The sequence below is a fragment of the Rhodopirellula sp. UH5 genome (assembly GCF_056839225.1).
The window spans coordinates 5,895,073-5,908,268 of record NZ_CM166390.1; the positions used below are offsets into that span (position 1 = coordinate 5,895,073).

9 protein-coding genes are annotated in these 13,196 nt (G+C 58.7%); 1 reads left to right on the forward strand and 8 read right to left on the reverse strand.

The genetic code is table 11. From position 1 onward, the window contains the following. Positions 1-151: 151 nt before the first annotated feature. The 7 genes from UH5x_RS20925 to UH5x_RS20955 form a co-directional block, all read right to left on the reverse strand. Positions 152-2,842 (reverse strand): hypothetical protein, encoded by a 2,691-nt coding sequence (locus UH5x_RS20925; RefSeq protein WP_482636047.1) that lies wholly within the window; start codon positions 2,840-2,842, stop codon positions 152-154. Between the two features lie 58 nt (positions 2,843-2,900). Further along, positions 2,901-3,323, reverse strand: coding sequence for an ExbD/TolR family protein (locus UH5x_RS20930; RefSeq protein WP_047812455.1), 423 nt, complete (start codon positions 3,321-3,323; stop codon positions 2,901-2,903). 6 nt (positions 3,324-3,329) lie between these two features. Further along, a complete protein-coding gene (locus UH5x_RS20935; RefSeq protein WP_047812456.1) occupies positions 3,330-4,247 on the reverse strand; it encodes a MotA/TolQ/ExbB proton channel family protein in 918 nt (305 codons plus the stop codon). Between the two features lie 38 nt (positions 4,248-4,285). Beyond that, the gene (locus tag UH5x_RS20940; RefSeq protein ID WP_482633560.1) at positions 4,286-7,627 is read right to left on the reverse strand and encodes a tetratricopeptide repeat protein; all 3,342 of its coding nucleotides are present in this window, start codon (positions 7,625-7,627) and stop codon (positions 4,286-4,288) included. 51 nt (positions 7,628-7,678) lie between these two features. Beyond that, positions 7,679-8,125 carry a DUF1844 domain-containing protein gene (locus UH5x_RS20945; protein WP_047812458.1) on the reverse strand — a complete coding sequence of 149 codons (447 nt, stop codon included), beginning with the start codon at positions 8,123-8,125 and terminating at the stop codon, positions 7,679-7,681. Between the two features lie 38 nt (positions 8,126-8,163). Then, positions 8,164-9,819 (reverse strand): CTP synthase, encoded by a 1,656-nt coding sequence (locus UH5x_RS20950; protein WP_047812459.1) that lies wholly within the window; start codon positions 9,817-9,819, stop codon positions 8,164-8,166. Positions 9,820-10,030: 211 nt separating this feature from the next. Next, entirely contained in the window at positions 10,031-10,711 is a 681-nt protein-coding gene (locus UH5x_RS20955) for a hypothetical protein (protein ID WP_482633561.1), read from the reverse strand. A gap of 492 nt (positions 10,712-11,203) precedes the next feature. On the opposite strand from UH5x_RS20955, the gene UH5x_RS20960 reads away from it, so the two are divergent. Beyond that, a complete protein-coding gene (locus UH5x_RS20960; protein WP_236695933.1) occupies positions 11,204-11,398 on the forward strand; it encodes a hypothetical protein in 195 nt (64 codons plus the stop codon). Positions 11,399-11,650: 252 nt separating this feature from the next. Here UH5x_RS20960 and UH5x_RS20965 read toward each other — a convergent pair whose 3' ends face one another. Beyond that, on the reverse strand, positions 11,651-13,057 hold the full coding sequence (locus UH5x_RS20965; RefSeq protein WP_482633562.1) for an outer membrane protein assembly factor BamB family protein: 1,407 nt from the start codon (positions 13,055-13,057) through the stop codon (positions 11,651-11,653). Positions 13,058-13,196: the final 139 nt, after the last annotated feature.

Sequence of the window (13,196 nt, forward strand, 5' to 3'; positions counted from 1 at the left end):
GTGGCGAGGCGGGATTTGCATGTTCGTCGGCGGCGCTATCGCTTACCGACGGCTACCATCTGACATCCCTACCGGGATGAAGAAAGGCAGAAGCTGGATGGGAAATTGCATCCGCTATCAAAGCATTCATAGCAAAATTTTGCAGTCCAGCCTAAGGCGTTGGTTGAGCGCCGGTCTCTTCGTAGATCGGCAGATGCCGGTAGTAGACTTCCAGGTTGAGCAAGTTCATCGCGGTGACGTACAAGCGCCCGCCGTGAGCGCTCCAGCGATCGGGAACGGGTAGTTCTGGATCCCAGCTGCCTGCTTCGGGACCGCGTTTGATTTGGCTGTCAATCAGGACCGGATTGAGATACTGATTCCAGTTCTCCCAGTGCTCACCGCCCATGTGGAACATGACTTGGGTGGCGTAGTACCAGTAGTAAGTGTCTCGCTGCGGGACTCGGTTGGTCCCAACGCTGGGTGGGAATTTGGCGATGTAGTCTGCCGCCGATTGCATGTCTTCATTCTCGCGGCTCCAGCCGGAATACATTCGCATCAAAATGCCCACCGCAGTCATCGTGGGTGATGGGCGGCGTCCGTGAGCCTGGGCAGGCGTGTCGGGAGCAAACGGGTTGTAGCGATAGCGGTCCCGTTCCGTGGGGCTGGCTTTGGCCAGTTCCAGCCAGCGATTGATCCCAGCGTAAGTGTCCGGGGAAACATCCAGCCCGGACAATTCGCCACTCTTGAGGGCCATCATCATCCAGCCCGTGACGCTGGTGTCGCTGCTGACCTGCGGTGTGTAACGCCATCCGCCGCGTTGTCGGTGCTGAGTTGCTTCGATGTAGTTGAGGCACATCTGGGCTGGTTCGCGCAGTTCGCTGTCTTGGGTCATGCCGTACGCTTCGCACAATGCCAAGGCTGCGATTCCGTGGGAATAGAAGGCAACGTTTTGGTCGCTCAGCGGATTTTCACGACGGTACAAATCACCGTTGGTGCGTTGGTTGTCGATCAGGAACTTCAGGCCCTTGGCGACAACAGAGGCGTACTGATGTTGCCGGTGGGTGTAGCCAGCACCTTGAAACGCCAGCAGGCACATGCCTGTCGCGGCCGTGTCGGATTGCAGGATCACGTCTTCGCCGTGCCCTTGGAGTGCCCAGCTGCCATCTTCGTTTTGCAGCGAAGCGAGGAACGCGAGTCCAAGTTCAATGGCTTCTTCCGTGGCGGGGCCGACCATGCCTGCAGGCGCGGGCGCGGCGCCGCCGTTGGTGCGTTGAACACGCCGGCTGAACTGTTCCACGGCTGCGATGGACAGACCTGCGGGAGTGACTGGTCCACCGACATCGCGTCGTTGACGCTGGCCCCGGGTGAGATCCAACGCGGCCATTTCGACTGGTTCATCGGATGGGACGATGCCCGCTTTGTCCGCTCGCTCGATGGACAATCCCGCTGGACCCTCCGGAGCGTTGAGATCAAAGACAGGGTCCGCCGTCATCGCCAATTCGTTCCATGACGATTCGGCAGAGCGGGCCACGTCACGCGACGGGCCATCGTCGTTCTGCATCCGGTCCGTGGCCGCATCGGACGCTTCGCCCGGCGCGGAGCCGTCGTCGGTGGCATCGGCCAGCATCGCGGCGATGGCTCCCGAATCGGGGCCCGGTCCGGTGGAGCCAGTGCGTTGGCCAACGCTTCGGCGTTTGGCGGATCGTGGCCTGCTGAGTGCTTGGTTGGTTGCCTCGGGCATCCCCGCCATCGTGGCCAATCTCGCTGCCTGAGGCAGGTTGCCCTGCCCCGTTGTCGGCGCGTTGTCGACCGCGGCCATGGCGGATTCACCGGGTGAAAGCGTCACGTTGGCGCCCACCGCTTGGCTGGTTCTTTGAATCGGAGCCAGTTCCGGTGTCAGCATGCGTTCCGCGTCGACTTCCACTTTCGCGATCGAGACGGTTGGTGGCGTGGGGGCAGCTCCGGCAGCGGATTGCCGCGTGGGACGCTGCCGTTGGCTGCGCTCACGAGCCAGCCCTGCGGACCCAACCGTCGGCATCGATTCCGCCATCGCTCGCATTGTCGGGGTCGGCATCGGTGTCGTGTCTTGGGTGGGAGCTGGCGACATGTCCGCTGACATCGCGACGCTGGCGCCGCTGCGTTGACGCTTGGCCGCCGCAGACGTCGATTTCTCGGCAGGCATTTGCTCTGCCGTCGGCGCCACTGCAGTGTCGATCTCGGGGGCTTGAGGGGCAGACTGTGACTGAGGCGTCGGCTCGGTCGGTTGTCGTCGTCGAGCCAAGCGAGATGGCGACTCCGAGGGCTGCGGTTTGGCCATCTCCGGCTGAGCGCGTTCCATCAAGAACTTTTCTGGCTCTCGCGGTTGCTCTTGATTGGGGCGAGGGATTTCCAGTCGCGGCGCGGAACGTTTCACCGGTGGCATCTGCCGCTGCTCGAGCGGAATGACTTGGGATGTCGTCTCGGCATCCACGGGTTGGGACCAGTCAGGCGTCACCGCATTGGATTCATCGGGCTTCTGAAACAGGTACTCCGGAACTGTTTTGCGGATCGGAGAACGATCGGGTTTGACCCCGGCGAAGGCTTCCGGGAAGTAGTGGGGGAAGATCACCCAACGCACCGCCAGCACGATCAACAGCAGGTGCACGAAGATGCTGAACAGGAACCCAAGCTGGAACGATTTCTGAACGTACTTGGACGCGACCTGGTGCAGGCCAAACGCAAGTCCAGCACCGACCAGCGGCACCGCGATCACGTAAGTCCAGGCGTTGTACAGCGGTCTTGGGTCATCAAATGAGAGGTAACCCAGAATCATGTACAGGATCAGGCCGGTCAACGAAACCAAGGCCAGGTCGAGCGGCCACATGCGCTCGTCCTCGGGATCTGCAATCTCGTCAAAGAAGGTTGGTTCTTTACTCACCAGATCAGCCCGCTGGCCCGTCTTTGGTGGAGACCGAATAGTCGCTCACTCCAGTGCGATTGCACACGTCCATGACGTTCACCACCGGTTGAAAGCTGGCGTTTTGGTCGGCGCGGATCACCACCGTTTGGTTGGTCGGGTTGCTGGCGACCGCTTTTTGAAGCAGTCGTTCGAGTTCTTTCAGCGGGGTGGATTTGCCGCGCAGGTAAACGGTCCCATCGGCATCGATGTCAACCACGACTTCGCGTGGTTTGCTGGTCATCGGAACGGCGCTGGTCGCTGACGGCAGCACGATGTCGAGCCGGCGTTCCTCGTCTTCAAACTCACTGGTCACCAGAAAGAAAATCAGCAGCAAAAAGACCACATCGATCAATGGGGTCAGACTGAGTGTTCCGGCAACGTTGGAGCGTTTGAGTTGAACAGCCATGATCGATCACGAGGTGGTGACAGGGGGCGGTGAGTGGACGGTCACCGGCGGTGGTGCCCCGTTGTCGAGTGGGCGGAGTTGACCTTCCGCGTCCATTCGCGAACGGCCTACAAAACGCACCAATCCGGGCGCGATGGTGAACGCCAATTCTTCGATGCGATGAAACAACTTGGCGATTCGGTTTTCAAGGTACTGGGCGAGGATGGCGGCAGGGATCGCAACGGTCAGTCCAGCCAGCGTGGTCACCAGGGCTGTGTAAATCCCTTCTGACAATTGTTCGCTGCGGCTGCGGTCTGCCGTCAACGTGCTGGATTCGTGAAAGGCCACAATCATGCCCCACACGGTCCCCAGCAATCCCATCAACGGGGTCGCGGCAGCGGCCAGCGTGAGCCAACGCACAGGGCTGGCGTAGCGATCCGCTTCCCGTTGCAAGGCTTCGCCCGCGGCGCGTTCGATGTCGCCCAGTGGTTGCCCCGTGCGCATCAGCATCGACGAGATCACGCGCGCGGCAGGAGACGGGTTCTCGGTGCAAATCTCTTGCGCGGTGCTGGGTGGAAATGTCTCGTGCGTCGCGGCCAAATCGCTGATTTGGTTGACCAGTGATCGCGGCAGGATTTTTTCGGTTCGCAACGACAGCGTCCGTTCCACCGACAACGTCACGACCAACATGCTCATCAGTCCGATGGGGATCATGAACCGTCCGCCACGCGCGATCAGTGACAGCAGGTCAATTCCGGAGGGCTGGTCCGAACCGGGTTGCTGCGTGGGTTCGTCGTTCATCACGGACTGGATGTCCGCGGCATCAACGATGCCTTGCGTGGCACCCGTCGGTTCGGCGCCTTCTTGAGCGGACACCGATTGCGATAGGAACGGACTTGGTACCGCGGTGATCAGCAACGCGGACCAAAGGACAGCGATGCCCAACGTGGTGCGCCGGCGTCGTCGGTCGTTGGGAAGAAATCTCACGGTGCTTTCAGTGCCTCCGCCCGTTGCTTGGCCTTGGCAGCCAATTCATGCCCGGGATGTTGATCGATCACGTACTGGTAAAAATCCTGGGCGAACTTGGTGGCTTTCGCTTTGGCGGCATCGGTTTGTGCGGACTGCGTCAGCAGTTCGGCACATCTTCCCGCCTCGAACCCGCTCTTGGCTTGCCAATTCTTGATCACAGGATCGGCTTTGTCCGCCCCAAAACCAAACATGACGCGCTGGAATTCTGGGATCGCTTTGTCGAACGTTTTGTTCGCAAAGTGAATCTCACCCATCATGAACCGAGCGCGAGCAGCAATTTCGCTTCGGAAATTGTCCGCGACCTCGGAATAGAATTTCAATGCCTGTTCGTCATTCCCAGCGTTTTGAGCGGCGAATCCGATCTCATAGAACACTTGGGGGAGATAGGTAGTCGCGGGGAATCGTTCGCGGAGTTCGTTGTACCAATCAATGGCGTCCTCAAATTGACCCAGCTGAGCAGCGCTTTGTCCGCCATGCAGCAAAATCAATTCCCGGACCTGACGCTCGGCTCGGTCTCGGATTGACTTGGCCGAGTCGTTCTCGGCAACGATTTTTTCACGGGCTTTGGAGTACGCCCGCAGCGCTGTGTCGTACTGCTCTTGTTTGAAGCGAGATTCACCGATCATCATCATCGCGTCCAGCAGCAACCCGCCCTGCTGCACTTCGACGTACTGGCGTTTGAAGGCGGCTTCGGCTTCGGCGTACTTTTTCTGCTTGTAGTGAGACCAGCCCAAGCGATAAAGCGACTTCTCCTTCAGATCCAAATCGGCCGTTTTGTCGGCTGCGATTTGAAACGCCTTCGCGGCTTCGGGCCAGCCTTCCTTGCGGTAGTGATCTTGACCGACGAAGTAAGCTGCATCCGCCACCAAGGCGTTGTCGGGGAACTTTGAAATCAGTTGTTCAAACTGGGCCAACGCTTGTTCGTCTTGCCCGCTCTCGCGAAGTGACCAGCCCAGTTCGTAAAGAACTTTGTCCATGTCGGGGTAGTCAGGGACCTCCTCGACAATTCGTTGCAGACTCTCGGCTGCCTTCGCGGTTTGCGAAGCATTCTGATCCAGCAACGCCAGTTCGTAGAGTGCGTGGCCGAGGTTGTTGCCGGTTGGCTGGGTTTCCAAAAACGCGGTCAAGTCGTTTCGTGATTCGGTGTCTTGATCGAGGTGACGATAAGCGATGCCTCGCGAGAGCAGTGCATCGTCCATCAAAGCGTGGTCGGGGGTTTCCGTGATCAATTCGGAAAGAGTCTTCACGGCTTGTGCGTGTTGTTGCGATTGCAGTTCCGCCATGCCCTTGGCGTAGCGAGCAAATGGCAACAGGCCAACGTCACGTTGGGAGGTCAGGATGGGGGCAAAGTATTCAATCGCTTCGGCGTACTGTTGTTGGCCATTGGCCAGTTGTCCGAGTTTGTAACGGGCTTGGTCGGCCATCCGGCTTTCGCCGTTGGTGCGAATGAGTTCTTTCCAGATGCCCGCGGCCGCGTCGCGATTCCCGGCGGCCAGTTGGGACTGACCCGCCATCAGGAAGGCTTCGTCGGAACGGGCCCACTCAGGGGCGGCTTCCCGGCTGGCTTGAAACGACTTGGCGGCCTGCGCTGCATCGCCACTGGATAATTCCGCTTGTCCGGCCAGCAGCAAGGCTTCGGCTTTTTGTTCCGGCGTTTGCATCGCCCCCAGGTTTTCGCGAATCAGGGCGGCGGTTTTCGTGGGCTCGCCTGCGGCCTTCCAAGCGGTCGCCCCGCGAAGAATCCAGGTCGGCCGCTGGGGGTGGTCGCGATGTGGTTGGCTGTCGACCAATGATTGGTAGCGTTTTGCAGCGGCCTCCGCTTGGCCCGATGCCAGCAGGGCTTCGGCACCCACGAATGACGCGTCCGGTGCGAGTGGGTCACGCGGGTACTTGGCGTCAAAGTCATCCGCCAACTTTGCCGCTTGGTCGGTCTCACCAAGCTGCAACGCCACGAATGCGGCGTTGTACAGAGCCCGCGGTGCGAGAGCATGCTCGGCATGGTCGCTGGCGATGGCTCGGTATTGATCCAGAGCGTCTTTCAGTCGGTCGGGTTGCAGGGAGAGGGCCTCGGCCGCATCCAGTTTGAGCGCGACAGCAAAGTTGCCCTGGGGACCTCGCTTGATTTGTTCCGACGCCACTTCATAAGCGGACTGGGCCGCCTTCAACAGCTTGGTGGGGTCACGATTCGCGGTGCCAAGTTCGATGCGAGCCAACCAGTGTGCCGATTCGGTTGCGGCCTCAGGATCGGTGCCTTGGAGCACGTCTCGAAAGCGAGCGGCCGCGCCGGAAAGGTCCCCTGCTTGATAAAGCGTTTGGGCGGAGGCCAGAGTTGCCGCGGCAGCGTAAGGAGATTTTGGGAACTGCGTCAGCAGTTTTTCGTAGGAAGCGGAGGCCTGGCTCGGGTCGCCGTCTTGAGCGAACGCGTACCCTTGCCGGAACAAGGAATACGCTTTGTCCTCGGGAGTTGCGTTGGCATGGTTTGCAACCGAATCAAAGCGTTTGACGGCTGCCTGCATTTCGCCCTGCAACAAAAGTATGTCGCCCATCCGGATCTCGACATCGAGGACCAAGTCCGAATCGGCGCAGGCTTTCAACAGTTGTTGGTACGACGACTGGGCTTGGTCGTACTTCTTTTGTTCTTCCAATGCGACACCGCGAGCGTACAGCGCGTCGCATCGCAAGACGGAATCCGCGATGCCATCCAGTTTCATCATCGCGTTGTAAGATTCAATCGCTCCGTCCAGCTCGCCCATCGCATACTGGGCTTCACCTCGATAGAAATACGCCCGGTCCAGCAATCGCGAATCGGGGTTTTCTTTGATCAGCGTGTCGTAGGTCGCGATCGATTCGCGAAGCAGTTTGGGGTCCGCTTCTTCGCCGGTTCCCGCCGCGGCGTACAAGCACCAACCACGGTTGGACAAGCTTTCTTCGCGGAGATCGTAGTCGGTGTCTTGAAGGGCGACCTGGAAGGCGTCGGCCGCGGCTTTTAAATCTGGGGTGTCTTGCTGCATGTAGCAGACGCCGAGGTAATGCGAGGCTTTGGATGCCAGTGCACTGTCGGGGTACTTCTTCAGGAACTGGGTCCAGGTGTCGACGGCCAGCCCAATTGCACCGTTGGTTTGGAAGTTCGCCGCGTCGGCATAGAGCGCGACAGCGGCGGAATCCTGTGTCGATTCATCTTGAGCAACCAGACGATGCGCTGGCCCGTTCAAGACCAAGGTCATCACCAGCAACAAACCAGCAACGCGGGGGAAGCACGGGAGGCCGAACAACGGTGTTCGAACGATGGTTGGCATGGCAGCAGAATGCAAGTGCGAGAAGCGAATCCAAGAAACCAGCGTTTCACTCTAACCGCGTGTGCTGACGTAGGCCATCCTCAACGCGTGCGTCGCTTCGCCCAACATCTTTGATTCGTCGTCCGACAAGTTGCCTTCGGTCTTCCCGACCAGCATTTCCAGGGTGTCAATCGAATGCTTGGCCATTGCCTTGTCGACGTGGCCTTCCGTTTGACCTGGCATCGGGATTTGGCCGAGTGCACTCATGCCTTGCGTGAACAGCATGGAGACCAGGACTTCAAAGCTGGCTGGCGGAAGCTGAGCCCCACCGGTGGGCATCGCGGTCGCTTCCGTCGATTCATCCACGGGTTCGCTGCTGGGGGCGACTTCGGTCGGATCGGCATCGGGCTGGTCGGCCAAGGCTTCTTTCTCTTTGGCGACCTGTTCTTTCCAATCCGAGTCCACCACGATTTGAGGCGACTCGTCTGGTTCGTTTTCTTTGGGATCAGAGTTTGTCATGGCAGATCAGGTAAACAGGGGAAGGAGACAGAGTGGATTCAGGAAGCGTTTGGCTTCTCGGACTCCGAGGCAATCTCTTCGGTTACGCGTTGTTTGCGACGGTTGATCGCTGCTTCGATGAAATCGGTGAACAGCGGATGCGATTTCAGTGGCTTGCTTTTGAATTCAGGGTGGAATTGCGCCGCCAGGAACCAGGGGTGCGCGTCGATTTCGACGATCTCCACCAGTCCGCCATCCGGGCTCAGGCCGGTGAAACGCATGCCAGCGTCTTCAAAGGCTTTGCGATATTCGTTGTTGAACTCGTAGCGGTGCCGGTGACGTTCTTCGATGTCTTCGCGGTCGTAGGACTGCATGGCTTTCGAATCAGCGACCAGTTTGGTTGGCTGGCTCCCCAGTCGCATTGTCCCACCCAGGTCGGTCACGTTTTGTTGGTCGTCCAGCAGACAAATGACGGGGTGCGGGGTGTCTTTGTCAAATTCAGTCGAGTGGGCTTTTTCAAGCCCCAGCACGTTTCGGCCATATTCGATCACGGCCGTTTGCATGCCCAAGCAAATGCCGAAGAACGGCACGTTGCGTTCGCGAGCAAACTGGATCGCCTGGACTTTGCCTTCGACACCACGTTCGCCAAAGCCACCTGGGACGAGGATCCCGTGGTATCCACTGAGCAATCGTTCGGCACCTTCCCGCTCGATGTCACTGCTTTGAATCCGTCCGATCCGGATCTGCGCGTCGTGGTGCATTCCAGCGTGGTCAAGCGATTCGTAGATCGACTTGTACGCGTCTTTGTGCTCGGCGTATTTGCCGACGACGGCGATCGAAATCTCGTGTCGTGGATTGCGCAAGCGATGCAGCAAATCGTTCCACGGGGTCATGTCCAAGCTGCCTGCCGATGTCAGGCCCAGTTTCTTGACGATCAATTCGTCCAGTTTGTTGTCGACCAGTGACAACGGGACTTCGTAAATCGAAAAGTCCTTGTCCTTTTCTTCGATGACCGCTTCGGGTTCCACGTTGCAGAACAACGCGATTTTGTCTCGGTCGTCGCGGCTGATCGATCGCTCGCAGCGACAAACCAAAACGTCGGGCTGGATACCAATTTCCCGCAGTTGACCGACCGAGTGCTGGGTCGGTTTGGTTTTCAGTTCGTCCGCAGCCTTGAGGTACGGCACCAACGTCAGGTGCATGTACAGGCAATTTTCGCGACCGGCGTCGAGCGAGAACTGGCGGATCGCTTCGAGGAATGGAAGGCTCTCGATATCGCCCACCGTGCCACCAATTTCGGTGATCACGACGTCCACATCGTCGCCGCCCATTCGCTTGATGACGCGTTTGATTTCGTTGGTGACGTGCGGGATGACCTGCACGGTCTTTCCCAAGAACTGGCCACGCCGCTCTTTTTCGATCACCGACAAATAAATTTGCCCGGTGGTGTAGTTGCAATCGCGATTCAACTCGCCAGAAGTGAATCGCTCATAGTGCCCGAGGTCGAGATCGGTTTCGGACCCATCGTCCAAAACGTAGACCTCGCCGTGCTGGTAAGGGCTCATTGTCCCAGGATCGACGTTGATGTACGGATCCAGTTTCTGCATTCGAACTCGAAGCCCGCGGCGTTCGAGAACCATGCCGATCGATGCACTGGTCAGGCCTTTGCCGAGAGAACTGACAACGCCGCCGGTAACAAAAATGTGTTTAGTCATGTCCGAAAATGATACCGTGAAGGAATGTTTTCGGAAGCGGAGTTGACGACCCGAAGGGACGATTGCCGGGGATTGTGCCGAGAAGGCCCGCTAGAGGGTGTGGGGACGTGATCCTGGATGCGGGTTTCGACCCCCATCTCCCGCAAATGTTCCCCGTTTTCCGCAGACGTCCATTGGCGATGCGTCGGTCGGTCGGTTTGTCACAGGTCGTTCAGGTTGTCCCGTTGGCATCGTCGTCGGGGCTTTCTCCGTCATCTCGGGCGACGGATGCCGAACCCGTGGTTCCTGGCTTGGGATCGAATTCCAGGGGCTCCCCGTCGGCCAGGCAGTCGTCCAGTTGGGCCTGGATCTGGTCCAGCAGATCCTCCAGACGCTTGATCGTTGGCGGAATGGTGAACTCAGGCCGAGCCCGTTTGGGGGCGGGCGTCTTGTCCGTGCCGGCGTTTGGAATGGTCTTGCGTGTATCAGGATGAGACGAGCGTGGGGGTTCCGTTGAGGCGGAGCCCTCTGAGGCAGGCTGCACCTCGAAAAATTCCAGGGCCGCATCGTTGTCGGACAGGATCCGCAATCGAAGGCGATGGGTGTCTTGAAGCAACTGCTCAATCAAATTCGCGGTGGGCAAATTCGCGGTGGGCGAGCATCCCTGGTCGGCAACTTGTTGCACCGCGGTCTGCAAAATTGTTTCCAAGTTTTGCGATTGGGCCACGATCGCGGTCCGGTTGGTTGCTTCCGCATCCAGACGGATGGACCGGATTGTGGTGAACGCTTTGCCGACAAACGCGGCATCCAGCGGGGCGCTCATTGTCCTGAATTGAAGCAACTGGTACTCAAACACGTCCAGCTGAGAAAGAGAACGCTGGGCAAACCGGTCCAGACGGGAAGGGTCGTTCATCGAATGGAAACGCGTTTCTTGGATGCCGACGCGGTGCAAACGCTGTTCGAGTCCATGCCGAGTTTCAAATTTCAGGAGACGGGAGGTTGGGCAACATGCCAAGGTGAAAATCACTGCGTTTTCATGACCGGTCTTCATACCTAGGCCGTAGGACTCGGGTGCCACGCAGTTTGTTGTTCATTTCGATCGGAACGGACCGTCCGATGCGTTCACGCTTGGTTTGATCCGTTTGATCACTACAACCGAAGTCATGACCGGGGCGTTCACTCTGGAGACGGAGGCGATTGCCGTCCGAGCCTTGGGCCCGCCCATGGCCCGCTGCTCGCCCATGGGCGTCGAGGATCTGATCGAGAATTCAGCGTGGTCCATGTGCGGAAGGCCAGCTTTGGCACGCGACGTGCATCCCTTTTCTATCGTTGTCGACGTCGCCCGAAATGATCTCGCGACGCTCTCACTCGCCTCTTTCTCAAAGCAAGTTCAAGCATTGATCTCATGAATCCCGCATTCATCCAAACTGTTCACGGTTTCACTCACCCCATCGTCGCAAGCTCGTTGCTCAATCGCAAAAAGCAAGGCAGCGAAGATCGCGAAACGACGACGCAGCTCTACCGCGAGGAAACGGCTCGTCGCTTGGAGGAAAACAACCGCCATGCCAAACGAGTCACCTCGGTGGCAAAGCCCAGCTAGTGGTGCGGCAACGCCTGACATGAGGGTTCTTGGTAGTGGACGAGGCGACGAGTCCTTCGTATCTCACCCGCTCAAAAGGACTCGTGACCTCGCCCACTACTCTCAGTCTCGATTTTGACGGGCCACTAGCGGTCTGTCAGGACTTATTTTTAGGGTAGTGGACGAGGCGACGAGTCCTGAACTGGCGTCAAATCCAAGGACTCGTGGCCTCGTCCACTACGATCAACCCTAACTTTTAGCTGTGACAGCCCCCTAGCGGTCGAACCGGTACAGGGCAGTGTCCGTCCGCAGGATCAGAGCGTCGCCGATGACCGCTGGTGACGCCATGATTTGGCCTTCAACCTGATTGGTCACTTTGATGTCACACTCTGTCCCAGGTTTGATCACGAAAACCTCGCCGCTGTGATTGCAGAAGTAGATCCGGCCCGCCGCCAAAATCGGTGAGGCCGAAAACTTTCCGCCCAGACGCTTCGACCACACGTTGGATCCGTCTTCGCGGTCGATGCAGGAGGCGACTCCGTTGTCATCGACCAGGTAGATCAAGCCATCAACCAGCACGGGCGATGGTTTGGCTGGGATGCTTTTCTTGACCGCCCACAGCACGTGGGATTCGGTCACGTCTCCCGTTCCGTCCACTCTGGCTGCCCAGAGCTGAGGCTTGCCAAATCCGGTCGCGAAGTAAACAGCTTCGCCATCGAAGATCGGTCGCGGAACGACTGAGAATCCTTTGCCGTGATACAGCCGCCAGAACTCCTCGCCGGTTTCCGAGTTGTACGAAACCATCCACTGGGAACCCATGCAGAGCAATTGCTCGCGGCCGTTCGAATCCGTGATTGCAATTGGCGTGCAGTAAGCCTTTTTCTGATCGCCGGTGGGAGCGTCCATTGGAGGGCGGTTGGTTTCCCACTCGGTGGATCCCGTTTTGGCATTCAACGCGATCACATATTGGCGTTCCATCCCGTCCTGGATCAAGATGACCTTTCCGTTGTGGATGATGGGCGAACTGCCCGGGCCGACCGCGTGCTTGAGCGGCAGCGTCCGCTGCCAGATCAGTTCGCCGCTCGCGCGATCGAGGCAGAATGTGCCGAATGTTCCGAAGTGGCAAATCAGGCGTTCGCCATCGATCACCGGGGTGGGCGACGCGTAGCTGTTGAGCGAATGGATCGCGTCGGGCTGCTCGATGGTGGCCAGCTCAATGGTTTGTTTCAATTCGCCAGTTTCGAAATCAACCGCGAAGACTTTCAACTCGATTGATTTGGCGATTGCGAGTTGTTTGAACTGGCGTTCTGTGTTTTCGGTTTTCTTCAGTAGTTCGAGTCGCTCCTCTTCGGACGGAATGATCTCCACGGCCGAAGTCAGCCAAATCGTCCCATCCGCGATCACGGGAGAAGACCAGGCCTTGCCGGCGAGCTCGGTTTTCCAGGTCCGGTTGTTGTCCTCGCCAAATTCAACCGGAGGATTGCCCTCGGTGACGATCCCGTCCCCCCGCGGGCCGCGGAATTGTGGCCATGAATCCGCCGAGGTGATCGAGGGAATGGAGGCCAGCACGATCGCAAAGGCGGCCGAGGAGAGGGCGCTTCGACGCAGGGCTGAGCGAGGCGATCGAGTCAACCGTTGAGATGGCCGGGACAGGTCGGCAGGGCAGCAAAATCGAACCATGGAGTGACTCAAGCGGGGGAGTAGGCGGGACGTCGCATTCTAGCAAAAGCGTCCGTTGGGGTGCCGCAAAGTTTCTGTGAGCGTTGCAAACCGGTCCGGTATTGGCTGCGGATCACCTGGAAACCATGAATTCAGGGCT

Bases quoted from the DNA above. Each gene is read 5' to 3' on its own strand.
- UH5x_RS20925 (WP_482636047.1), bottom strand. From the start codon at position 2,842: ATGTGGCCGCTCGACCTGGCCTTGGTTTCGTTGACCGGCCTGATCCTG.
- UH5x_RS20930 (WP_047812455.1), bottom strand. From the start codon at position 3,323: ATGGCTGTTCAACTCAAACGCTCCAACGTTGCCGGAACACTCAGTCTG.
- UH5x_RS20940 (WP_482633560.1), bottom strand. From the start codon at position 7,627: ATGCCAACCATCGTTCGAACACCGTTGTTCGGCCTCCCGTGCTTCCCC.
- UH5x_RS20945 (WP_047812458.1), bottom strand. From the start codon at position 8,125: ATGACAAACTCTGATCCCAAAGAAAACGAACCAGACGAGTCGCCTCAA.
- UH5x_RS20950 (WP_047812459.1), bottom strand. From the start codon at position 9,819: ATGACTAAACACATTTTTGTTACCGGCGGCGTTGTCAGTTCTCTCGGC.
- UH5x_RS20955 (WP_482633561.1), bottom strand. From the start codon at position 10,711: ATGAACGACCCTTCCCGTCTGGACCGGTTTGCCCAGCGTTCTCTTTCT.
- UH5x_RS20960 (WP_236695933.1), top strand. From the start codon at position 11,204: ATGAATCCCGCATTCATCCAAACTGTTCACGGTTTCACTCACCCCATC.
- UH5x_RS20965 (WP_482633562.1), bottom strand. From the start codon at position 13,057: ATGGTTCGATTTTGCTGCCCTGCCGACCTGTCCCGGCCATCTCAACGG.